The 21,033-nt window shown below is 65.9% G+C and carries 20 protein-coding genes and 3 tRNA genes; 7 read left to right on the plus strand and 16 right to left on the minus strand.

The features are described 5' to 3' along the window. Positions 1-2: 2 nt before the first annotated feature. From moaB to moaC, 4 genes are read right to left on the minus strand one after another with little or no spacing between them, the layout of a single operon-like run. Complete coding sequence (moaB, locus tag ABD022_RS01475) at positions 3-530, minus strand: molybdenum cofactor biosynthesis protein B (protein WP_325127263.1); 528 nt, start codon at positions 528-530, stop codon at positions 3-5. Further along, on the minus strand, positions 527-985 hold the full coding sequence (locus ABD022_RS01480) for a molybdenum cofactor biosynthesis protein MoaE (protein WP_325127265.1): 459 nt from the start codon (positions 983-985) through the stop codon (positions 527-529). Before ABD022_RS01480 ends, moaB begins: the two co-directional genes overlap by 4 nt. 7 nt (positions 986-992) lie before the next feature. After that, the gene (locus tag ABD022_RS01485) at positions 993-1,247 is read right to left on the minus strand and encodes a MoaD/ThiS family protein (protein ID WP_325127266.1); all 255 of its coding nucleotides are present in this window, start codon (positions 1,245-1,247) and stop codon (positions 993-995) included. Next, positions 1,225-1,719, minus strand: a complete 495-nt coding sequence (gene moaC / locus ABD022_RS01490) for a cyclic pyranopterin monophosphate synthase MoaC (protein WP_325127269.1) — start codon at positions 1,717-1,719, stop codon at positions 1,225-1,227. Before moaC ends, ABD022_RS01485 begins: the two co-directional genes overlap by 23 nt. Positions 1,720-1,828: 109 nt before the next feature. Between moaC and ABD022_RS01495 the strand changes: the two genes are divergently transcribed. Continuing rightward, positions 1,829-3,157, plus strand: a complete 1,329-nt coding sequence (locus ABD022_RS01495; RefSeq protein ID WP_343819683.1) for an MFS transporter — start codon at positions 1,829-1,831, stop codon at positions 3,155-3,157. On the opposite strand, the gene ABD022_RS01500 is transcribed toward ABD022_RS01495, so the two are convergent. Continuing rightward, positions 3,125-4,015 (minus strand): DMT family transporter, encoded by an 891-nt coding sequence (locus ABD022_RS01500; RefSeq protein WP_343819684.1) that lies wholly within the window; start codon positions 4,013-4,015, stop codon positions 3,125-3,127. The genes ABD022_RS01495 and ABD022_RS01500 overlap by 33 nt on opposite strands. 54 nt (positions 4,016-4,069) lie before the next feature. Further along, positions 4,070-5,095, minus strand: a complete 1,026-nt coding sequence (gene bioB / locus ABD022_RS01505) for a biotin synthase BioB (RefSeq protein ID WP_343819686.1) — start codon at positions 5,093-5,095, stop codon at positions 4,070-4,072. 310 nt (positions 5,096-5,405) lie between these two features. On the opposite strand from bioB, the gene ABD022_RS01510 reads away from it, so the two are divergent. The 3 genes from ABD022_RS01510 to ABD022_RS01520 all read left to right on the plus strand — a co-directional run bounded on the left by ABD022_RS01510 (position 5,406) and on the right by ABD022_RS01520 (position 5,676). Beyond that, positions 5,406-5,481: transfer RNA gene (locus ABD022_RS01510), tRNA-Ala, on the plus strand. 22 nt (positions 5,482-5,503) lie between these two features. Continuing rightward, positions 5,504-5,579, plus strand: a tRNA-Glu gene (locus ABD022_RS01515). Between the two features lie 20 nt (positions 5,580-5,599). After that, positions 5,600-5,676: transfer RNA gene (locus ABD022_RS01520), tRNA-Asp, on the plus strand. A gap of 199 nt (positions 5,677-5,875) precedes the next feature. Here ABD022_RS01520 and ABD022_RS01525 read toward each other — a convergent pair. Continuing rightward, the gene (locus ABD022_RS01525; protein WP_325124695.1) at positions 5,876-6,760 is read right to left on the minus strand and encodes an alpha/beta fold hydrolase; all 885 of its coding nucleotides are present in this window, start codon (positions 6,758-6,760) and stop codon (positions 5,876-5,878) included. Between the two features lie 148 nt (positions 6,761-6,908). Here ABD022_RS01525 and ABD022_RS01530 point away from each other — a divergent pair, with 148 nt between their 5' ends. Next, positions 6,909-7,280 (plus strand): winged helix-turn-helix transcriptional regulator, encoded by a 372-nt coding sequence (locus tag ABD022_RS01530; RefSeq protein WP_325124694.1) that lies wholly within the window; start codon positions 6,909-6,911, stop codon positions 7,278-7,280. Between the two features lie 99 nt (positions 7,281-7,379). Here ABD022_RS01530 and ABD022_RS01535 read toward each other — a convergent pair whose 3' ends face one another. After that, positions 7,380-7,766 carry a MerR family transcriptional regulator gene (locus ABD022_RS01535; RefSeq protein ID WP_325124693.1) on the minus strand — a complete coding sequence of 129 codons (387 nt, stop codon included), beginning with the start codon at positions 7,764-7,766 and terminating at the stop codon, positions 7,380-7,382. A gap of 85 nt (positions 7,767-7,851) precedes the next feature. Here ABD022_RS01535 and ABD022_RS01540 point away from each other — a divergent pair, with 85 nt between their 5' ends. After that, a complete protein-coding gene (locus ABD022_RS01540) occupies positions 7,852-8,817 on the plus strand; it encodes an alpha/beta fold hydrolase (RefSeq protein WP_425545188.1) in 966 nt (321 codons plus the stop codon). Positions 8,818-9,054: 237 nt separating this feature from the next. Further along, the gene (locus ABD022_RS01545) at positions 9,055-11,937 is read left to right on the plus strand and encodes an EAL domain-containing protein (RefSeq protein ID WP_343819688.1); all 2,883 of its coding nucleotides are present in this window, start codon (positions 9,055-9,057) and stop codon (positions 11,935-11,937) included. Here ABD022_RS01545 and lnt read toward each other — a convergent pair. From lnt to secD, 8 genes are all read right to left on the minus strand, one after another. Next, a complete protein-coding gene (gene lnt, locus ABD022_RS01550; protein WP_343819690.1) occupies positions 11,925-13,574 on the minus strand; it encodes an apolipoprotein N-acyltransferase in 1,650 nt (549 codons plus the stop codon). The two genes, ABD022_RS01545 and lnt, sit on opposite strands and share 13 nt — an antisense overlap. Then, positions 13,564-14,445: a CorC family transporter gene (locus ABD022_RS01555; RefSeq protein ID WP_325124690.1), complete on the minus strand. Its 882-nt coding sequence runs from the start codon at positions 14,443-14,445 to the stop codon at positions 13,564-13,566. The genes lnt and ABD022_RS01555 overlap by 11 nt, the downstream gene beginning before the upstream one ends. Positions 14,446-14,526: 81 nt before the next feature. Next, positions 14,527-15,003: an rRNA maturation RNase YbeY gene (gene ybeY, locus ABD022_RS01560; RefSeq protein ID WP_325124689.1), complete on the minus strand. Its 477-nt coding sequence runs from the start codon at positions 15,001-15,003 to the stop codon at positions 14,527-14,529. Then, positions 14,993-15,964 carry a PhoH family protein gene (locus ABD022_RS01565; protein WP_325124702.1) on the minus strand — a complete coding sequence of 324 codons (972 nt, stop codon included), beginning with the start codon at positions 15,962-15,964 and terminating at the stop codon, positions 14,993-14,995. The genes ybeY and ABD022_RS01565 overlap by 11 nt, the downstream gene beginning before the upstream one ends. 71 nt (positions 15,965-16,035) lie before the next feature. After that, positions 16,036-17,523 (minus strand): tRNA (N6-isopentenyl adenosine(37)-C2)-methylthiotransferase MiaB, encoded by a 1,488-nt coding sequence (gene miaB / locus ABD022_RS01570; RefSeq protein WP_325124688.1) that lies wholly within the window; start codon positions 17,521-17,523, stop codon positions 16,036-16,038. Between the two features lie 347 nt (positions 17,524-17,870). Then, on the minus strand, positions 17,871-18,053 hold the full coding sequence (locus ABD022_RS01575) for a hypothetical protein (protein ID WP_343819692.1): 183 nt from the start codon (positions 18,051-18,053) through the stop codon (positions 17,871-17,873). A gap of 80 nt (positions 18,054-18,133) precedes the next feature. Further along, positions 18,134-19,069, minus strand: coding sequence for a protein translocase subunit SecF (secF, locus tag ABD022_RS01580; protein WP_325124687.1), 936 nt, complete (start codon positions 19,067-19,069; stop codon positions 18,134-18,136). A gap of 45 nt (positions 19,070-19,114) precedes the next feature. Then, positions 19,115-20,986 carry a protein translocase subunit SecD gene (gene secD, locus ABD022_RS01585; protein ID WP_325124686.1) on the minus strand — a complete coding sequence of 624 codons (1,872 nt, stop codon included), beginning with the start codon at positions 20,984-20,986 and terminating at the stop codon, positions 19,115-19,117. Positions 20,987-21,033 lie beyond the last annotated feature (47 nt).

Consider the following 21,033-nt stretch of genomic DNA (forward strand, 5'->3'; position numbering starts at 1 on the left):
GGTCAGGTTTCCGTACGTGCGCGGTAGGCGCTGGCGAAATTGCAGGGGCGCTGGCGGCTGTCGAGCTGGGGCTGGAGGATCTTTTCCCAGGCCAGCCGGCAGGCGCCCGTCGAGCCGGGCAGGCAGAACACCAGGGTGTCGTTGGCCAGGCCGCCCAGGGCGTCGGATTGCAGCGAGGAAGCGCCGATGTCCAGCCAGGAAAGGTGGCGGAACAGCTCGCCGAAGCCGGACACGGTCTGGTCCAGCAGGGGCGCGACGGCGGGGATGGTGGATTTGCCGTGGGTGAAGCCGGTGCCGCCGTTGCACAGGACCACCTGGATTTCGGGATCCGCGATCCAGTCGCTGACGACCTTGCGGATCTGGTAGCGGTCGTCGGGGCATAGCGCGCGGGCCTGCAGGATGTGGCCCGCTTCGCCCAGGGCGGCGGCCAGGTAGTCGCCTGTCGTGTCCTCGGCGGCGGTCCGGCGGCTGGAGATCGTCAGCACCGCGCAGCGCAGGTTGACGGGCGGCAGGGCGGGGTTGGCTTTCATGGCGTATCCCACTGGGCGGTTTTCTCGGCGTCGGCGGCCTGCTGTTCGACCCAGAAGGCGCGGCCGTCGGCCAGGGTTTCGCGCTTCCAGAACGGCGCGCGGGTTTTCAGTGCGTCGATGATGTATTCGCAGGCCCGGAAGGCCTGGCCGCGGTGGGCGGCGGCCACGCCGACAAAGACGATGGGATCGCCCAGCGGCAGCTCGCCCACCCGGTGGACGACCACGGTGTCGAGGATGTCCCAGCGCTGCCTGGCGTGATCGCACAGCGCCTGGATCTCGCGCTCGCACATGCCTGGATAGTGTTCCAGGAACAGGCTGCGGGATCCGGCGTCGGGGCTGTAGTCGCGGACCATGCCCAGGAAGTGCACCAGGGCGCCGGCACGCCCGGCCGCGCGGGCCTGCAGCAGCCCGGTCAGTTCGGCGACGTCGAAGCGTTCGGTCTGGATGCGGATCATGATGGTCCTAGCCGCCGGTGACCGGCTCGAACACGGCGACTTCGTCGCCCGGCCGGATCATGGCGGTGCGTGCGGCGTGCTCCTGGTTGATGGCGAGCTTCAGGCGGGCCGAAGGGCCCAGGGCGGGGCAGCGCGCTGCCAGCGCGTCGAGCCAGTCGCCGGCCCGGACGGGAGCGTCCAGGGGCTGGGTCTCGCGCCGCACGCCCATGTGCTCCGCCACCTGGGCGAAATACAGGACGTCAATCGTTGTGCCAGTCGCCACTCTTGCCTCCGGTTTTGCTGAGCAGGCGGATCTGCTCGATGACGATGCCCTTGTCGGCCGCCTTGCACATGTCGTAGACCGTCAGGGCGGCGACCGAGCAGGCAGTCATCGCTTCCATTTCGACCCCGGTCTGGTGACGGGTGCGGCAGGTGGCGCGGATGGTGAGCGTGCGGCTGGATTCGTCGGCCGAGAAATCCACCCCGGCGAAGCTGAGCGGCAGGCTGTGGCACAGGGGGATCATTTCGGCGCAGCGCTTGGCCGCCAGGATGCCGGCGATGCGGGCCGTGTTCAGGACCTCGCCCTTGGCGTTGGCCTGGGCAGACAGCAAGCCCCAGGCATGCGCGTTCAGGCGCACCCGGCCTTCGGCCACGGCGGTGCGGTCGGTGGGCGCCTTGGCACCGACGTCGACCATGCGGACCTGGCCGTTTTCATCCAGGTGGCTGAGGGTGGGGGAGAGGTCTGCTTCGCTCATGGTCCTATGATAAACGAGGACGAAGCCGGGCGGCAGGCACCACTGCTATGATGGTTATTTGAGGGCAAGGCCGGCTGGATGCCGGCAGGGCTCCCGACCGGAATCCCGCATGGCCAAGACGATCGGCGCTTTCTTTTCCCTGTACCTGGCGACTCTGATCCTGTTGCTCAGTTCGGGGCTGTTCAATACCTACCTGGGCCTGCGGCTGACGGCGCTGTCCGTGTCCGAAATCTGGGTCGGGGCGATGATCGCCGCGTACTACCTGGGCCTGGTGCTGGGCGCCCGGGTGGGCCACCGCCTGATCATCGGCGTGGGCCATATCCGCGCCTATGCGGCCTGTGCGGCGCTGGTCACCGTCACGGTGCTGGTCATGATCCTGATCCAGGGCCTGTGGATCTGGCTGGCGTTGCGCTTCGTTGCGGGCATTGCCATGGTCAGCCTGTTCATCGCCATCGAAAGCTGGCTCAACGAGCAGACCGAGAACGCCTCGCGGGGCACCGTATTCGGCTTCTACATGGTTGCGTCCTGTCTGGGCACCGTGCTGGGCCAGCTGGCGCTGGGGCTGTTTCCGAAACTGGATTCCGAGCCACTGGTGTTCGTGGCCATCTGCAGCGTGCTCAGCCTGATCCCCGTGACCCTGACGCGGCGCCTGCACCCGGCGCTGCAGGTGCCCGCACCGCTGGCCCTGCGGTACTACGTGGCGCGCGTGCCGATGTCCCTGACCGTGCTGTTCCTGGCCGGCATGCTGACGGGCGCGTTCTATGGCCTGGCGCCCGTCTACGGGCTGCAGCACGGCATGGACAACCACCAGGTGGGGGTGTTCCTGGCCGTGTCCGTGGCGGCCGGCCTGGTGTGCCAGTGGCCCCTGGGCTGGCTGGCCGATCACATGAGCCGGGTGCGCCTGATCCGGTGCGGTGCGCTGCTCCTGCTGGTCCTGGGCGTGCCGCTGTGGGGCTGGTTCCAGTTTCCCTACCTGGCCCTGGTCGCGTTTTCCGGGGTGCTGGGCATCGTCCAGTTCACGCTCTATCCCATGGGTGCGGCCTTCGCCAACGACAATGTCGATCCCGAGCGGCGGGTGGGCCTGAGCGCCTTGCTGTACATGGTCTACGGCCTGGGGGCCTGCCTGGGGCCGCTGGCGGCGGGCGGCCTGATGCGGGCCTGGGGGCCGGACGTGTATTTCGTCTTCGTGTCGGCCTGTGCCGCCCTGCTGGTGGTGTTCATCCGCGAGCGGAAGGTCAAGGGCACGCACCGCAGCGAAGACGCGCCCACCCAGTTCGTGCCCATGGCCGACACGCTGCAGAATTCCCACGTGATGGCGGTGCTGGATCCGCGCGTCGATCCGCAGCGCGACATATCCCACGACCCGGTGATCGACGATCCCCTGGCGGATGCAGCGCCGCAGGCGTCAGCGGGGGAACAGCAGGACGATCGCGCCTAGGGCCAGGCCGATGCCCAGCATGTTCAGCGGACTCAGGCGTTCGCGGAACACGCCCGCGCCCACCAGTGTCCCGATCGAGATCACGCCGATGTTCATGGCCGCGAACACCAGCGTGGGATTGTCCGGGAAGGTCTGGTGCGCGCGGATGTAGAAATAGATGTTGCCGAAATTCAGCCCGCCCAGCAGTATCCCGGACGCCAGGCTGCGGGCGTCCCAGCGGGTGCGCCGGAACAGCAGCCACAGGCACATCAGCAGGCCCGCCAGGACGAAGCTCAGCAGCAGGCTGCCGGTGAAGCCGGCGCCGATCCGGGCCATCTGCTTGAACAGGATGTCGATGCAGCCGTAGCCCGCCCAGACGCCCAGCAGCACGGCCCAGCCGCGCGCCGCGGACTCCTGCGGTTCTTCCTGGTGCGCCATTGCCCTGGCCGGAAGCCGCGCGCCGTTGGCCCGGGGGCGTGCCAGCAGGCAGGCCAGCGCACACAGTGCCAGGGCGATGCCGAAGGCCTTGCGGCCCGACAGGACTTCATGGAACACCAGGAAGGCGGCCAGGATCGGCAGGATCAGCGACAGGCGCTGGGCCGTGTCGCTGCGCACGATCCCGGCGCGGCGCACGGCCGCCGCCATGACCAGGAACACGGTGGGCAGCAGCACGCCCAGCAGGCCCAGGATCAGCCAGACGGCGGGCGGCTGCTCGAACAGCGTGTCCAGGGGCGGGCGCAGCAGCCACACGCTGAGCGCCGCGGCCGTCGCGTAGTTGACGGCGATGGCCTGGTCGACCTGGATCTTGCCGGCCCGGGCCAGCTTCAGGAAGATCGAGACGACGACGCTGAAGGAGATGCTGAGGATCAGGGTGTGCATGGTCGGGTAACGAAAGGATGGGCGGCGGTGCGTGGGATCATGAAGCCGTATGCGTCAGACCGGACTGGAAGCCTTGGCCGTGGCGGCGGGTGGGCACGCGGCCTCGGGTTCTTCCTGGGGCATCGGCACCAGCCCCAGGCGCTCGAACAGCCGGGCATCGGCCTGCGCCTGCGGGTTCGGGGTGGTCAGCAGGCGTTCGCCGTGGAAGATCGAGTTGGCGCCGGCCATGAAGCACAGGGCCTGGGTGCTGTCGTGCATGCCTTCGCGGCCCGCGGACAGGCGCACCACGGCGCGGGGCATGGCGATGCGGGCAACCGCGATCGTGCGCACGAATTCGATGGGATCCAGGTCGGGCGCGTCGGCCAGCGGGGTGCCCGGCGCCTTCACCAACTGGTTGATCGGGACGGATTCCGGATAGGGCTCCAGGTTGGCCAGGGTGGCGATCAGGCCTGCGCGGATCTCGCGCGATTCCCCCATGCCGACGATGCCGCCGCAGCACACCTTCAGGCCGGCTTCGCGCACGCGCTGCAGCGTGTCCAGCCTGTCCTGGAAGCTCCGGGAGCGGATGATCTCGCCATAGTATTCGGGGGCGGTATCCAGATTGTGGTTGTAATAGTCCAGGCCGGCGGCCTTCAGGCGTTCGGCCTGGCCGTCCTTCAGCATGCCCAGGGTGACGCAGGTCTCCAGTCCCAGGGCCTTGACGGCCTGCACGTGCTCGATCACCTGGTCGAGCTGGCGTTCGGTCGGCGAGCGCCAGGCGGCCCCCATGCAGAAGCGCTGCGCGCCCGCGTCCCGCGCCTTGCGCGCGGCTTCCAGCACCTGGTCCAGCGGCATCAGCGGCGCCGGTTCCACCTCGGTCTGGTAGCGCGAGGATTGGGGGCAGTAGGCGCAGTCCTCGGGACAGGCGCCTGTCTTGATCGACAGCAGGCTGGATTGCTGGACGGCATTGGCCGGGTGGTGCGCCCGGTGCACGGTCTGGGCCCGCAGCAGCAGGTCGTTGAAGGGCAGGGCGAACAGGTCCAGGATCGCCTGGGTCGTCCAGGCGGGGACCAGGGTTTCGTGACGGATGCTGGCGTGCATGGCGGGCTCCGGAATGTAAAACAGCCCGGATCGTAGGCGCTGCAGGCCTGCCCTGCAAGCCGCAACATTCCTCTATCGGTCGCCAAGTTGCTGCCAAGTCATGGCTATTGGCGCCATTTTCATGGCAATCGGATGGCTGGTCCGGCTTTCGGCCGCGATCTTTCCCGGCGGGCCCAGATGTAAAGAGTTGTGATCCAGGACCGGGTCGGAAAGGGGCCTGACAGGGACTGAAGAAAAAAATCTGGGCTCGCTTGCACGCGAAAAAAAATTCGTGCATAATCTCGTTTCTTCGTTAACGAAGACCTTGTTTGGGGGTATAGCTCAGCTGGGAGAGCGCTTGCATGGCATGCAAGAGGTCAGCGGTTCGATCCCGCTTACCTCCACCAAACTTTCGTTGTCGAATGTCCTGTCCCCTTCGTCTAGAGGCCTAGGACATCACCCTTTCACGGTGAGTACAGGGGTTCGAATCCCCTAGGGGACGCCAGGATTTTCTGGCACCGCTGCGGAGCGGTAGTTCAGTTGGTTAGAATACCGGCCTGTCACGCCGGGGGTCGCGGGTTCGAGCCCCGTCCGCTCCGCCAAGGAATTCAAGAAAAGCACCTACGTCATGTAGGTGCTTTTTTTCGCCCGGCTCATGTCACAAAGCCGGGGTCTTTCTTCCGAAGCCTGGACTTTCCAGCTGGCGTCGCAATGATGGCGCGTATGGCGATGGCGGTTCGCTGATCAAAGCATCCAACGAGAACTGGCCTGGAATCAGATAGGGGTTCCAGCCGGAAATCACTAAAGTGCATCAATCCAGGAAGCCACGGCAGCGTTCACATCGTCCTTGCGGTCTTGCATGATCCAGTGGCCTGCGTGGGGCCATGCGTCGACCTTCGATTTGGCGTTAGAGAACCACGGGCGCATACGGTCGGCCTGGGTCGGATTGCGGCAGAGATGATAAAACGGCAACGCCAGGCGCTTGCAGAATTCCGCGCTGGCCTCGCCGACGCCTACTTGATCCGGTCCTACAAACAAGGGGCCAAATGATTCGCGTACCGCGATTTTTTCCATCCCTATGGCGCGTCTCGCGTGCCAGCTTTGCAGGGCTGGGTCCGTGGCCGGATCGTAGACTTGCTTGAACAAGGCCGCCGCTACCATGCCCGGGTCGGCAGACTGCAGATTTTCAGTGACGTCTGCAAAAGCTGCCCCCACCTTGTCTGAGAATCCTAACGAACCGTCAACGGAGACCACGGCCTTAACCAGATCAGGCCGCTTTACCGCAAGGCGCGCAGCAATCTGTCCTCCCATCGAGTGGCCCACGAGAATGAACTTCTGATTTGGGTAGTGGGTTGTGATCAGCGACTCGATGTCGCGAACATAATCATCAGGCTTGTAGGCACCCGAAGGCATGACTTCGGATCTTCCGTGCCCCCGCAAATCCACTGCTATCACCCGGTACTTGCTTTCAAAGTATGGCAATTGCCAGATCCAGTCATTGGAATCGGCGGTCCAGCCATGCAGAAACATCAGATTTTCACCGGTTCCCGCTTCAGTAAAAAACAGTTTCGCGGTAAGCCCGCTGGCTGCGATCGCGCTAGGCACGGGGCTGGCGGCTACCAGCGCGGCTGCCGCGGTTTGCTTGAGCCAGCTGCGCCGGGACATACCAAATTGCTGCATTTCCATTGATGATTCTCCTGGATGTCTGATGTCTTTGTTCGACCCCCGGACCGTTTCCGGGATCTAGGGATCGAGCGGGATATGATGGTATACAATTTATACTTAGTGTCAATTACGCACTTCAAGGTGCCTAGGTATACGCGAGGTTATCGGGATGCCGCATGATGTGAGCAATGTGTTTTTTGCGGACTGCGCTGCGCGCTCTTTTTTCGATCAGGTCGCCAATAAATGGTCGGTCATGATCCTTAGCGTGCTCAGTGAGAAGCCGACGCGCTTCAACGAAATCAGGCGGCGGCTGGAAGGCGTAACGCACAAGGCGCTCACTCAGGCGCTGCGGCGCCTGGAGCGTAACGGGCTGATTGCCCGGCACGTATTGGCCACTTCGCCGGTTGCGGTCGAATATTCACTCACGGAGCTTGGACGTACCCTGCAAATACCGCTGGGGGCCGTATACGATTGGGCGATCCATCATTTGCGCGATATTGAACAAGCGCGGGAGGCTTATGACGGAAGGGCCTCAACCTGAAATGCTCGCGGTGCAACGGCAGCTGCTCATCGCGAATGGCTGCCTCTCGCCATGGTTGCCTGGCGCAGTAGGCTGCGGAGTTGCCCGCTACGCCAACGGCTACTGATCGGCTTCCTGGCTTTCGATCAGCATGGCGCGCAGGCGTTGGCGTTGGTTTTCAAGCGCTTCTATTTGCCGTTCGAGGATTGCGAGCCGCTTGCGCTGAGCTTCCGTAATGTTTGCGCATGCTTTCGCGCCTTCGATTAATAGCATGCAATCGGGAAAGCTGCGGATTTCTTCCAGGCTGAAGCCGGTCGCTATAAGACGCTGGATCTGCCTGACTTGGGTGATGGCCACTGCCGGGAAGGAACGATAGCCGTTCTCGGCTCGGGTCGATGCCAACAGACCCTGCTGATCGTAGTGACGAATTGAGCGCACGCTGGCTCCGGTTGCCCTGGCCAGGGCACCGATTTTCAGATCGTCGGCAGGCGATGGTCTTTGCTTCATGGATTGAACGATATCACTTTCTGCTTGACCGTGACATTAGTGTCAGGGTTTAGGATGCGATTTTTCGTTCTACCAGAGCTTCAACATGAAATCTTCAAAGGCCTTCAAACACTGGCAAAGCTGGCTGGTTGCGGTTGTTCTTATGGGGGCTTCCGTACTGGTGCAGGCCGCTACGAAATCCTATACCGTGACTGCTCCTGATGGTGTATCCATCGCAGTACAGGAAGCTGGAGATCCAAACGGCCCACCCATTGTCTTCATTCACGGCTTGCTGGGCAGTCATTTGAGCTGGGAAAAGCAGGTCGGCAGTCCGGCGCTGCAGCATTACAGATTGATCACGTATGACATGCGGGGGCATGGTGTTTCCGGCCAGCCGGAGAATGCCGATGCTTACAGCGATGGACGGCATTGGGCCGATGATTTGGCTGCCGTCATTGCCGGGGCGGGTGTCGAGCAGCAGGTTGTCGTGGGATGGTCTCTCGGGGCGGCCGTGATTACCAATTACTTGGCCGCTTATGGCGACGAGAAGATTGCCGGCGCCGTGTATGTGGGCGGTGTCATCGAGCTCGCGCCCGAACAGATCGTTCCGCACCCACGTGTGTACAGTGGAATGGCGTCGCCCGACCTGAAGACCCACCTCGATGCCGAGCGTGAGTTCGTGGCACTGTGCTTTTCCACCCAGCCTGATGCCGTAACTTTCCAACGCCTGTTGGCCAATGCGGCCATGGCCTCCGAGAACATGCAGAATGCAGTGCAAAGGATGTCACTGGATGCGCCCAAGGGATTGGGAGCGATGCACAAGCCGTTGTTGTTGATCTATGGCGCTGAAGACGCGCTGGTTCGGGCGAAGCCTTCCTTCAACCGAGCCAAGGAGCTGAATCCCAATCTGACCGGCAAGTTCTACCTAGAGTCGGGGCATTCCCCCTTCTTCGAGGAACCTGACCGGTTCAATCGTGATCTTGCCGTCTTTATGGACACTATCGAGGCGCGGCGCTCCCCACTGCCGGAAGACTCGCCTGGCCGGTATTCGTGGCAATCGACCAGCCATTGAGCCCAATGCCCGACAGCGGTTGGGCGCCGGGAAATGGCCCCGCGGCTGGTGTGGCCGGTCGATGACCTGCGCAGGTTCCGCCGGGTCATCGCAGCGGCGTCAAAACCCCGATCTCCGCCTGTGGATTCCGGTTGTTAACGTATTGTTCTTTTCCGTGCATCCAGTAACATGCCAGGGGATGGCGTTCCGGGCCGTGCTTCGGCTCGCCGTTGCTGTCGTTCATCTCACAGGGAAGGCATGAGCCCTCACACATCGCGCGCTGCATGGCCGGCGGTCCGATCGTCCTTCGGGCCGGGGACGGTTTCTGCTGCCTTCTTCCTGTTCATGCTGGTCTTCGTGCTGGGGAATGCGGTTGTCGTGCATTCCCTGCTGTCGCGCTATGAAAGCGCGCTCGATCAGGCCGTCACCCTGGACCGCATGCGCGCTTCCAGCCAGCAGCTGGCGGTGCGGGCGATGCGCCTGTCGGACGGCGCCCTGGTGCAGGCCGGCCAGCTCAGCCAGGAAATGGACCTGATGGACCGCGCCCTGCAGGCCCTGGACCAGGGCGGCGTCATCGACGGGCGCGAGATCCCCGCGCTGGATCATTCCGCCGCGCGCGATTTCCTGCCGCGGATCCGGCGCGACTGGGCCACCCTGCGCGGCCGGCTGCAGTCCGTGCTGCTGGGCACCTATGTACGCGACGAGCATGCGTCCGGACCCCATGAATTGCCGCAGACCATCCAGCGCCAGTGGGTGGCCGACGATGCCGAGACCCTGCTCGGCACGCTGGATGCCTGTGCCGACGTGCTGATCCCCCTGCTGCGCGAGGGCAAGGACCGCGCCCTGCTGGCCAGCGGCGGGCTGGTGCTTCTGGATCTGGTGGTGCTGCTGTGCCTGTACCTGCTGTTGCGCCGCCATCTGGTCCGGCCGCTGCGCGAGCTGAGGATCGCATGCCGCGAGCTGGTCAGGGGCCATTACGATGCCCGGATCAGCTACCGGGGGGCGGGCGAACTCGGCCAGGTGGCCCGTGATTTCAACGACGGCATCCGCCAGGTCCACGACCTGCTGGCCAAGATGCGCGAAGACCAGGCCGGGTTGCTCAGGGCCGACACCATTTTCCAGGGCCTGGCATCGAATTCCATCGTGGGCATCTTCCTGGTCGAGAACGAGCGCTTCACTTTCGTCAGCCACAAGATGGCCGAGATCTTCGGCTACGAGCCGCGCGAGATGGTCGACACCATGACGCTGCTGAGCATCGTGGTGCCCCGCGAGCGTTTCCTGATGGCCGAATCGATCAAGGCCAGCCAGAGCCGCCGCGACGGCACGCTGCGGTTCGAGCGCCACGGCCGCCGCAAGGACGGTTCGGAGATCGACATCGAAGTGTTCAGCTCGACCGTGCGGGTGGGCGAGCAGGTGTCCATCATCGGCCTCGTCCAGGACATCACCGAGCGCAAGCAGGCCGAATCGTCGGCCCAGCTGGCCGCCATCGCCTACGAGAACAGCAGCGAGGCCATTGCCATCACCGACTCCGCCGGTGTGGTGATCGACGTCAATCCGGCATATTCGCGGATGACCGGCTACTGGCCCGACGAGATCGCCGGCGAACTGCTGCCCCTGCTGCGGCCGGGCCGCCACAACCGCGATTTCTACGACGAGATGTGGCATGCCATCAACACCCACGGGCGCTGGGAAGGCGAATACTGGGGGCAACGCAAATCGGGCGAGGACTATGCCGAACGCGTGGTCATGGATACGGCCTGGAACCACGATGGCTCGGTCAATTGCCGGGTCGCGATGCTCAGCGACGTGACGCAGAAGAAGCAGATCGAGGCGCAGATCTGGAACCAGGCGCACCACGATCCCCTGACCGGCCTGCCGAACCGCCAGTACTTCAATGAACGCCTGCGGGCCGCCGTCCAGACCGCCGACCGGTCGGGGCAGTCGCTGGCGCTGCTGTTCCTGGACCTGGACCTGTTCAAGGAAATCAACGATTCCATGGGGCATGCGACAGGCGACCGGCTGCTGGTCGAGGTCGCCCGGCGCCTGCAGGCGTGCGTCACCCCGGAAAGCAGCTTCGTGGCGCGCCTGGGGGGCGACGAGTTCGTCGTTCTCCTGGGCGATATGTCCGACAAGGCGCAGATCGATGCCTTGTGCAGGGCCATCCTGGACCGGATCACGGAACCCTACCGCCTGGGCGGCGATCCCCTGCGGATTTCGGCCAGCCTGGGCGTGGCGCTGTATCCGCAGGATGCCGAAGACGCCGAGGCCCTGATGCGCCACGTGGACATGGCAATGTATGTGGCCAAGGATTCCGGCCGCAACTGCTTTCACTATTTCGACCGGGGCATGCGCGAACGCGCACGCATGCAGCGCGACCTGATGTACGCCCTGCCGCAGGCCATCGGCGACGGACAGTTCTTTCTCCTGTTCCAGCCCATCCATGCCTTCCGCACCGGGCGCATCGTGCAGGCCGAAGTCCTGCTGCGCTGGCGGCATCCGGAATTCGGCGTGATCGCTCCCGCCGACTTCATTCCCTTTGCCGAGGAACGCCTGCTGCTGCGGCCATTGGGCGACTGGGTGTTCCGCGAGGCCATACGCCAGCTGGCGCACTGGCGCAAGGACCTGGCGCCGGACCTGCGCCTGACGATCAACGTGTCGCCCACCCAGCTCGGCCTGGATGATTCGGGCCTGGATACCGTGTTCGGGCTGTTCAATACGCTGGGCCTGCCGCCGGATTGCCTGGTCCTGGAACTCAGCGAACACATGCTCGTGGCCGAGGACCAGCAGATGCGCGACCGGCTGCTGCGCCTGCACGAGTCCGGGCTCAGCTTCAGCGTCGGCGCCGTGACGATCGGCATGCCGGCCCTGCTGGCGGTGCACGAACTGCCGTTCGAGACGCTCAAGCTCGAGCGCTCCACGACGGAGCGGCTGCTGGGCAGCGAGCATGCAGCCATGGTCAGCGAGGCCATCATCGCCCTGGCGCACCGGCTGGGTCTGCGGGTGACTGCCGAAGGCATCACGTGCCAGGCAGAATACGAACTGCTGCGCGATGCCGGATGCGACGAGGGCCAGGGCTACTGGTTCGATGAACCCCTGGACCAGGACGCCTTCGAGCGGCGGCTGCAGGATCAGGCCGGATAGCGCCTTTTCCGGGCGGCCAGCAGCAGTCCCAGCAACGTCCAGGCCAGGATCGGCGCATTGCCCCAGCGCACGTAGGGGGTCAGCCCCTGGGTACCCTGGACTTCGGCATCCAGGACGCCCGGGCGGCCGGGATCGAGCGCCCCCAGCACTTGTCCGTGCGCGTCGATGACGGCGGTGGCGCCGGTGTTGGTCGCGCGCACCACGGGGCGGGCGGTTTCCAGGGCCCGCATGCGGGCGATCCACAGATGCTGGCGCAGCGCCCAGCCGTCGCCGAACCAGGCCAGGTTGCTCAGGTTGACCAGGATGCTGGCGCCTGGCGCATCGGGGCCGTCGGATGCCACCGTGGCGGCGATTTCTTCGCCGAAAGTATCTTCATAGCAGATGTCGACCGCCAGGAACTGGTCGTCGACCGCCAGCGGCGGTTGCCGTTCGGTGCCGCGGTCGAAGTCCCCCAGGGGAATCTGCAGCGCGCGCACGAACCAGTGAAAGCCCGGGGGGATGAATTCGCCGAAGGGGACCAGGTGGCGCTTGTCGTAATGCCAGCCGTTGCCGGCCGCGGACGGCGAAGCAGCCTGCGGGCGCAGGGCGATGGCGCCGTTGGTGTATCGGTCGCCCGTCGGGGTGGCTACATGCAGCGGTGCTCCGAGCACGAAGGTTGCGCCCATGGTCTCGGCGGCCGCCTGCCATTGTCGCCATACGGCTTCGGGCACCTGGTCCTGGAAGACCGGCAGCACGGTTTCCGGCAGGATCACCACGGCGGGGCGGTCAGCCTCGCTCTTGGGGGCCAGCGAGGCCAGGCGCTGGATGCGGTCCTGCGTGGGCAGGAAGAGTTCGGGCTGGAACTTGTCGGACTGGGGCGTGGCCGGCTGCACCAGGCGCACCATCAGGGGATTGCCCAGGGGGCGGGACCATTCCATGTGGCTCCAGGCGATGCCCAGCAGCCCGGCCAGCAGGGCCAGCCCCACCACAGCGGCTGCGCTGCGGTCGTAGGCGGTGTCCTTGGCGCGGGCCATCAGCGCCACGGCGGCGGCGGAAAACGCCGCCAGCCAGGCCAGGCCGTAGACGCCGACAAATGGCGCCCAGGCGGCGAACATGCCTTCGGCATGCGCGTAGCCGATGTTCAGCCAGGTGAATCCCGTGAACAGCGTGCCGCGCAGCCATTCGGCCAGTGTCCAGGCCGAGGCCCAGGCGATGGCGTTCAGTATCTGGCGCGGGGCGCGGCGCTCGGGGCTGCCCTGGCCGGCGCACAGCCAGGCGGTCAGGGCGCAGGCCCCGGCCGCATAGGCGGCCATGGCCGCCGCGAACAGCAGCAGGGCAGCGACGGCCAGGAGCAGGGGCAGGCCGCCGAATCGGTGCATGCTGATGGTCAGCCAGTAGACACCGATGCCGAATTGGGACAGCCCGAACAGCCAGCCCAGGATCGCGGCTCGGCGCGGACCCGCAGCATGGAAGGTCAGGGCGGCCAGGACGGCCAGCGTGGCAATCTGCACGAAGGGCAGGCTCCAGGCCGGCAGGGGGCCGGGTGCGAAGCAGAGCGCCTGCAGGCCGCCGCCGAGCAGTGCCGCCAGGGGCGCGCGCCAGGCACGCCGCCCGGCCGCCGTTCCGGTTTGTGCCGCGTTCGTGGGCTCAGGCGGCATGTTCCGAGGCGGGCGGGGTGGGGTCCAGCCGCTGGATGTGCAGCCAGCGCGCCCGCTTGCCGTCGGCGCTTACGACGGTGAAGACCAGGCCGTGGCGTTCGAGGCGCTCGCCGCGCCGCGGGATGTGGCCCAGTTCGGCCGCCAGCCAGCCATTGAGCGTGTCGACATCCTCGTCGGGCAGGTGGACGCCGAAGGTTTCGTTGAAATCCTCGATTTCGGCGGTCCCCATCGCGCGCCAGCTGTTCTCGCCGGTGCGGAAGATGGTCTTTTCGGCCTCGTCGTCGAATTCGTCTTCGATGTCGCCGACGATCTGCTCCAGCACGTCCTCCATGGTCACCAGACCGCAGATGCCGCCATGCTCGTCGATGACGATGGCCAGGTGATTGCGGCTCACGCGGAACTCGTGCAGCAGTTCGTTCAGGCGTTTGGATTCGGGAATGAAGACGGGCGGGCGCACCAGGGCGCGGATGTCCAGTGCGTGGTCCGCCAGGGCCAGCAGCAGGTCCTTGGCGAGCAGCACGCCGATGATGTTGTCGCGGTCGTCTTCGTAGACGGGGAAGCGGGAATGGCCGGTATCGGTGATGGCCGGCATCAGTTCGGGCAGCGGCCGCGAGATGTCGAGCAGGTCCATGCGCGAGCGCGGCACCATGATGTCGGCCACGGTCTTGTCGGCGACCGCCAGGGCTCCGGAAATCATGGCGTACGATTCGCCGTCGAGGACGGAGTGATCGTGGGCTGCTTCGAGCACGGCGCGGATATCGTCGCGGTCGGCGGGCGGAGCAGGGCGCAAAAGCGCCTTGAGACGGGAAAGAAGGGAACGCGCGGGCCGGGGAGGTCGAGGCTCTGAATCGGAAGCGTGTGGGTCTGGCATTGTCCTGAGGACGAGTGACGGATTCTGTAGCATAACCGATAAACGGCGCGAGCCGTTCGGCGGTCGAAGCCTGTGGCCCGGCTATGCGCCGCGATAAGGATCGGGGATGCCCTGGGTGGCCAGGATGCGGGTTTCCAGGGCCTCCATGCGTTCGGCCTCGTCGGTTTCGATGTGGTCGTGGCCCAGGGCGTGCAGCACGCCGTGTGTGACCAGGTGGGCGGCGTGGTCCAGCAGGGGCTTGCCCTGCTCGGCCGCCTCGCGCTCCAGGACCGGCAGGCAGAGCACGATGTCGCCGCTGATCATCCCCGAGGGGTCGGCGCCGTATTCGAAGGTCAGGACATTGGTGGCGTAGTCGCGCCCGCGCCAGGCGGCGTTCAGTTCGCGGCCTTCCGCGGTGTCGACGATGCGCAGGGTCAGCGTCACGGGGCTGCCTGCGCGCGGCTCGGGCGCGGCCAGGGCAAAGGCCAGCGCGCGCCCCACCCAGCGCCGCAGGCGCCAGCGCGGCAGGGCAGGGGCCTGGACCGCGTACTGGACCGACAGGGTGAAATCAGGATACATGGTCGCCCGCACGTTCGTAGGCTTCGACGATGCGGCCCACCAGCGGGTGGCGCACCACGTCGCGGCTGGTGAAGCGGGTCTGAGCGATCCCCGGCACGTCGTCGAGGACATCCAGTGCGTGCAGCAACCCGCTCTGCTGGCCCTTGGGCAGATCCACCTGGGACGGGTCGCCGTTGATGACGGCCTTGCTGCCGAAGCCGATCCGCGTCAGGAACATCTTCATCTGTTCCGGCGTGGTGTTCTGCGCTTCGTCGAGGATGATGAAGGCGTGGTTCAGGGTGCGGCCGCGCATGTAGGCCAGCGGCGCGATCTCGATGGTCTGTTTCTCGAACAGGCGCTGCGTGCGCTCGAAGCCCAGCAGGTCGTACAGCGCGTCGTAGAGCGGCCGCAGGTAGGGGTCGACCTTCTGGACCAGATCGCCGGGCAGGAAGCCCAGGCGCTCGCCGGCTTCGACGGCGGGGCGCGTCAGCACCAGCCGGGTCACCGATTCGCGCTCCAGCGCGTCGATGGCGCAGGCCACGGCCAGCCAGGTCTTGCCGGTGCCGGCCGGCCCGACGCCGAAGGTCACGTCGTGCTTCAGGATGGCGTTCAGGTAGTCGCGCTGGCGCGGAGTGCGCGGCCGCAGGTCGGATTTGCGGGTGCGCAGGTTCAGGCTGGCGTCGTCCACCGGCGGCAGTTCGGGCAGATCCGCCGCGCCGGCGGGGGATTCTTCCGTGCGGGCGCCCAGTTCCACCAGGCCCAGTTGCAGGCTGTCCAGGGACAGGGGCGCGTGTGCGGCGCGTTCGTGGAACCAGCGCAGCGCCCGTGCGGCCGGGCGCGCCTGGGGCCCCCGGATGGTGAAGCGGGTGCCGCGCCGGGCGATCTCCACCCCGTAGGCCTGGGCGATCTGGCGCAGGTTTTCGTCCAGAGGGCCGCACAGGTTGGCCAGGTGGTCGTTGCCGGCTTCCAGCTGCAGCGTCAGCGGCCGGGATTTCGTGGCGCCGTGCGTCGTTTCCTCTGGGGAATGCGCGTGCCTGGAGTGGTTCGGCGTGCTCACTCGCCCACCCGCGTGGTGTCCGTCGTGACGATTTCGCCACGCAGGGTGTTGGCCAGGGCCTCGGTGATGCGCACATCGACCATCTGCCCGATCAGGCGCGGCTGGCCCGCGAAATTGACGATGCGGTTGTTTTCCGTGCGGCCTTTCATGTCGCTCGGGTCCTTTTTCGAGGGGCCCTCGACCAGCAGGCGCTGGATGCTGCCGACCATGGAACGGCTGATGGCGGCGGCCTGCTCGTTGATCAGGGCCTGCAGGCGGTGCAGCCGGTCGAGCTTTTCGGCTTCCGGCGTGTCGTCGGCCAGGTCGGCTGCCGGCGTGCCCGGGCGGCGCGAATACACGAAGGAAAAAGACTGGTCGAAGCCGACGTCGCGCACCAGGTCCATCGTCTTCTGGAAATCGGCCTCGGTTTCGCCGGGGAAGCCGACGATGAAGTCGGATGACAGCGTCATGTCGGGGCGCGCAGCGCGCAGGCGGCGGATGATGGACTTGTATTCCAGGGCCGTGTAGCCGCGCTTCATGGCGGCCAGCACGCGGTCGCTGCCCGCCTGGACCGGCAGATGCAGGAAGGGGACGAGCTTGGGCAGGCGGCCATGGGCCTCGATCAGCCGCGCGGTCATTTCCTTGGGGTGAGAGGTGGTGTAGCGGATGCGTTCGATGCCGGGGATTTCGTGGACGTAGTCCAGCAGCATGGCAAAGTCGGCGATCTCGCCGTTTTCGCCGGCCGGCCCGCGATAGGCGTTGACGTTCTGGCCCAGCAGGGTGACCTCGCGCACGCCCTGGTCGGCCAGATCGGCAATTTCCGTCAGCACGTCGTCGAATGGCCGGGAGACTTCGGCCCCCCGGGTGTAGGGCACGACGCAGAAGCTGCAGTACTTGCTGCAGCCTTCCATGATGGAAACGAAGGCCGCCGGCCCATCGACACGCGCGGGCGGCAGGGCGTCGAACTTTTCGATTTCGGGAAAGGAGATGTCCACCTGCGAGCGGCCCGTGGCGCGGCGGCGGTCGATGAGTTCGGGCAGGCGGTGCAGGGTCTGCGGGCCGAACACCACGTCGACATAGGGCGCGCGGCGCACGATGGCCTCGCCTTCCTGGCTGGCCACGCAGCCGCCCACGCCGATCACCAGGTCGGGCTTCAGCTGCTTGAGATGCTGCACGCGCCCCAGGTCGGAGAAGACCTTTTCCTGGGCCTTCTCGCGCACCGAACAGGTATTGAACAGGATGATGTCGGCGTCTTCCGGGGTCTGGGTGAGTTCGACGCCCTTGGCCGCGTGCAGCACGTCGGCCATCTTTTCCGAATCGTATTCGTTCATCTGGCAGCCGAAGGTGCGGATGAACAGCTTTTTCACGCGGCCGGGTTCAGTGGGCTGCAGCAGGGCCGCCAGGTTCTGGTCCTGCGCCTGGCGCCAGGACAGGTCTTTCAGGTGTTCGGCGGATTCGCGCGATGCGGGGATGACGCCGGGGCGGCGGACGGGTGTTTCTTGCATGATGAGGCCGTGACGGGTTTATATCCCGGGGGCGGAGTCTGTAAACCGATGATTGTACTGTGGGGTTGCGCGCAACTGCTACCGCTGCCTGGAGGGGCGCCGAACCAAGCGGCGCTGGATCGCCAGGGGTGCGCACGGAGGTGGGGGATTCCCCCGACAACCGTTGTGAGGCGCCGGCGGCTTCCGAAGGGAGAGCGGGAGACAAGGCGGGCACTGTCTGAGGCCGCAGGCCGAGTTTGCACGCCGCCCGGCTGGACGAGGAAGGGCCGGGTAGTCCGACCGACGGGAGGACCGTCGAGCCGGGCGGCGGGGAATCCCCCACCTCCGTGCGCGGGGCCTCCAAGGCGTTACGGCTCCCCACCTCGCCGTTGCATCTCCCCCACCTCGCCGCTTGCAAGCGGCTCGGATTCGATCGGCACGAAGTGGCTCGCGGGGTCTTCAAGCCGTTGCATCTCCCCCACCTCGCCGCTTGCAGGCGGCTCGGATTCGATCGGCACGAAGTGGCTCGCGGGGTCTTCAAGCCGTTGCATCTCCCCCACCTCGCCGCTTGCAAGCGGCTCGGATTCGATCGGCTGGGAATGGTCCGCAGGGGACCATTCCCAGTCCGATCTCATCCCAGTTCGACTTCGGGGCCGTCTTTCTTGATCGGCTTGACCAGGTCTTCGCGCTTGATGCCCATCCACATGGCCAGGGCGGCGGCGACGAACACCGAGGAATAGATCCCGAACCAGATCCCGATCGTCAGGGCCAGCGAGAAGTTGTGCAGCGTGGGACCGCCGAAGAAGAACATCGACAGCACCATCATCTGGGTCGAACCGTGCGTGATCACGGTCCGGGAAATGTTCTGCGTGATCGACGTGTTGATGATTTCACGCACCGAGGCCTTGCGCTGCTTGCGGAAGTTTTCGCGGATCCGGTCCATCACCACCACGGATTCGTTCACCGAGTAGCCCAGCACCGCCAGCACGCCGGCCAGCACCGACAGCGAGAATTCCCACTGGAAGAAGGCGAAGAAGCCCAGGATGATCACCACGTCGTGCAGGTTCGCCAGGGCGCACGAGGCCGCCAGCTTCCATTCGAAGCGCACGGCCAGGTAGATCATGATGCCCACCACCACGAAGAGCAGCGCCATCAGGCCGTTGTGCAGCAGTTCCTGGCCGACCTGCGGCCCCACGAATTCCACCCGGCGCAGCTGCACGTCCGGGTGCTGGGCCTGCAGAGCCGACAGCACGGTGCGGCTCTGGGCGGCGGTGTCCTCGTCGGGATGCACCGGCAGGCGGATCATCACGTCCTGCGATGTCCCGAAGTTCTGCACCTGGAAGTCGGTGTAGCCCAGCGCGTCGATCGCCGTGCGGATCTCGGCCACCGGGGCGGATTGCTCGTAGTGGACTTCCATCACCGTGCCGCCGGTGAATTCGATCGAGAGATGGAATCCCCGGGTGGCGATGAAAAAGACGGCGGCAAGGAAGGTGAGCAGGCTGATGATGTTCAGGATCAGCGCATGCCGCATGAACGGGATGGTGCGATGGATGCGGAAGAATTCCATGATGTGTCCTGGGTGCGGGGTGGACGGGCTCGGGGCTCGGGGCCGTCAGTCCTGCTTGGGTTTCCAGACCTGGCCGATGGAGATCGTCTTCAGCTTGCGCTTGCGGCCATACCAGAGGTTGGCCAGGGCGCGCACGCCGACCACCGACGAGAACATCGAAGTCAGGATGCCGATGCAGTGCACCACGGCAAAGCCGCGCACCGGTCCGGTGCCGAAGGTCAGCAGGGCGACACCCACGATCAGGCTGGTCAGGTTGGAGTCGAAGATCGTCGCCCAGGCGCGGTCGAAGCCCAGGTGGATGGCCTGCTGGGGCGGCAGCCCGGCGCGCAGTTCCTCGCGGATGCGTTCGTTGATCAGCACGTTGGCGTCGATCGCCATCCCCAGCGTGAGGGCGATGGCGGCGATGCCGGGCAGGGTCAGCGTGGCCTGCAGCATGGACAGCACCGCCAGCAGCAGCAGCACGTTGAAGCTCAGGCCCAGCGTCGAGAACAGGCCGAACAGGTGGTAGTACAGGATGATGAAGATCGCGATGGCGGTGAAGCCGTACAGCGTCGAATCGAAGCCCTGCTTGATGTTGGCGGCCCCCAGGCTGGGGCCGATGGTGCGTTCCTCGATGATGTGCATCGGCGCAGCCAGCGAGCCGGCGCGCAGCAGCAGGGCCACGTCGGCGGCTTCCTGGGCGGTCATGCTGCCCGAGATCTGCACCTGACCGCCGGGGATTTCGGAACGGATCACCGGGGCGGTGACGACTTCGCCCTTGCCGTTCTCGAACAGCACGATGGCCATGCGCTTGCCGATGTTGTCGCGGGTCACGTCGCGGAAGATGCGTGCGCCTTTCGAATCCAGCGTCAGGTTGACGGTGGGCTGCTGGGTCTGCTGGTCGCGGCCGGGCTGGGCGTCCTGCAGGTTTTCACCCGTCAGGATCACCTGGCGGCGCAGCAGCAGCGGGCGGCCGTCGCGGTCGTCGTAGCGTTGCAGGCCGAAGGGCACGCGGCCCGAGGCCAGGGCGGCCGTGGCGGTGGGCGAATCGTCCACCATGTGGATTTCCAGCGTGGCGGTGCGGCCGAGAATGTCCTTGGCCTTGGCGACGTCCTGCACGCCGGGCAGCTGGACCACGATGCGGTCGGCGCCCTGCTGCTGGATCACCGGCTCGGCCACGCCGAGTTCGTTGATCCGGTTGTGCAGCGTCTGGATGTTTTGCTTCAGGGCATTGTCCTGGACCTGCGTGATGGCGGCCGGGCTGAGCGTGCCGTCCACCAGCCATTGGTCGCCGGACTGGCCGGGGGTGAAGACCATCTCGGGCATGGCACGGCGCAGCGTGTCGATGGCCGCGTCGCGGTCGGCTTCGGTGGCGAAGGTGGCGCGCACCGACTGCTGGTTGCGCTCGACGTCTTCGTTCTTGATCTTGGCGTCGCGCAGGGTGGTGCGGGCTTCGCCGGCCATGGAATCGTAGCGGCTGGTCAGGGCGCCCTGCATGTCCACCTGGAGCAGGAAGTGCACGCCCCCGCGCAGGTCGAGGCCCAGGTACATGGGGTGGGCCCCCAGCGCCGTCAGCCAGTTCGGCGAGGCCGACATCAGATTCAGCGCGATCGTGTAGTCGGGATTCTGAGGATCCGGGTTCAGCGTTTTTTCGAGCTGGTCCTTGGCCTTGAGCTGCGTGTCGGTGGAGTCGAAACGCAGGCGCACCGTGCCGACGGGGCCGTTCATCTCGAACGAGCCGGCGGTTGGGTGCAGCCCGGCCTGCTCCAGGGCCTGTTCGGCCCGGGCCAGGGTGTTCTGATCGACCTTGATGGCCGTCTTGGCCCCAGCGATCTGGACTGCCGGCGATTCACCGTAGAGATTGGGCAGCGTATAGAGCACGCCGATCAGGACGGCGGCCAGAACGATGAGGTATTTCCAGAGAGGGTAGCGGTTCATGGTCGATCGGAAGGGGGGCGGGTCTGGAGAGACGAGGCGCCGGAAGC

Source organism: Castellaniella daejeonensis (assembly GCF_039523555.1).
In the GTDB taxonomy this organism is placed as follows: Bacteria; Pseudomonadota; Gammaproteobacteria; order Burkholderiales; family Burkholderiaceae_B; genus Castellaniella; species Castellaniella daejeonensis.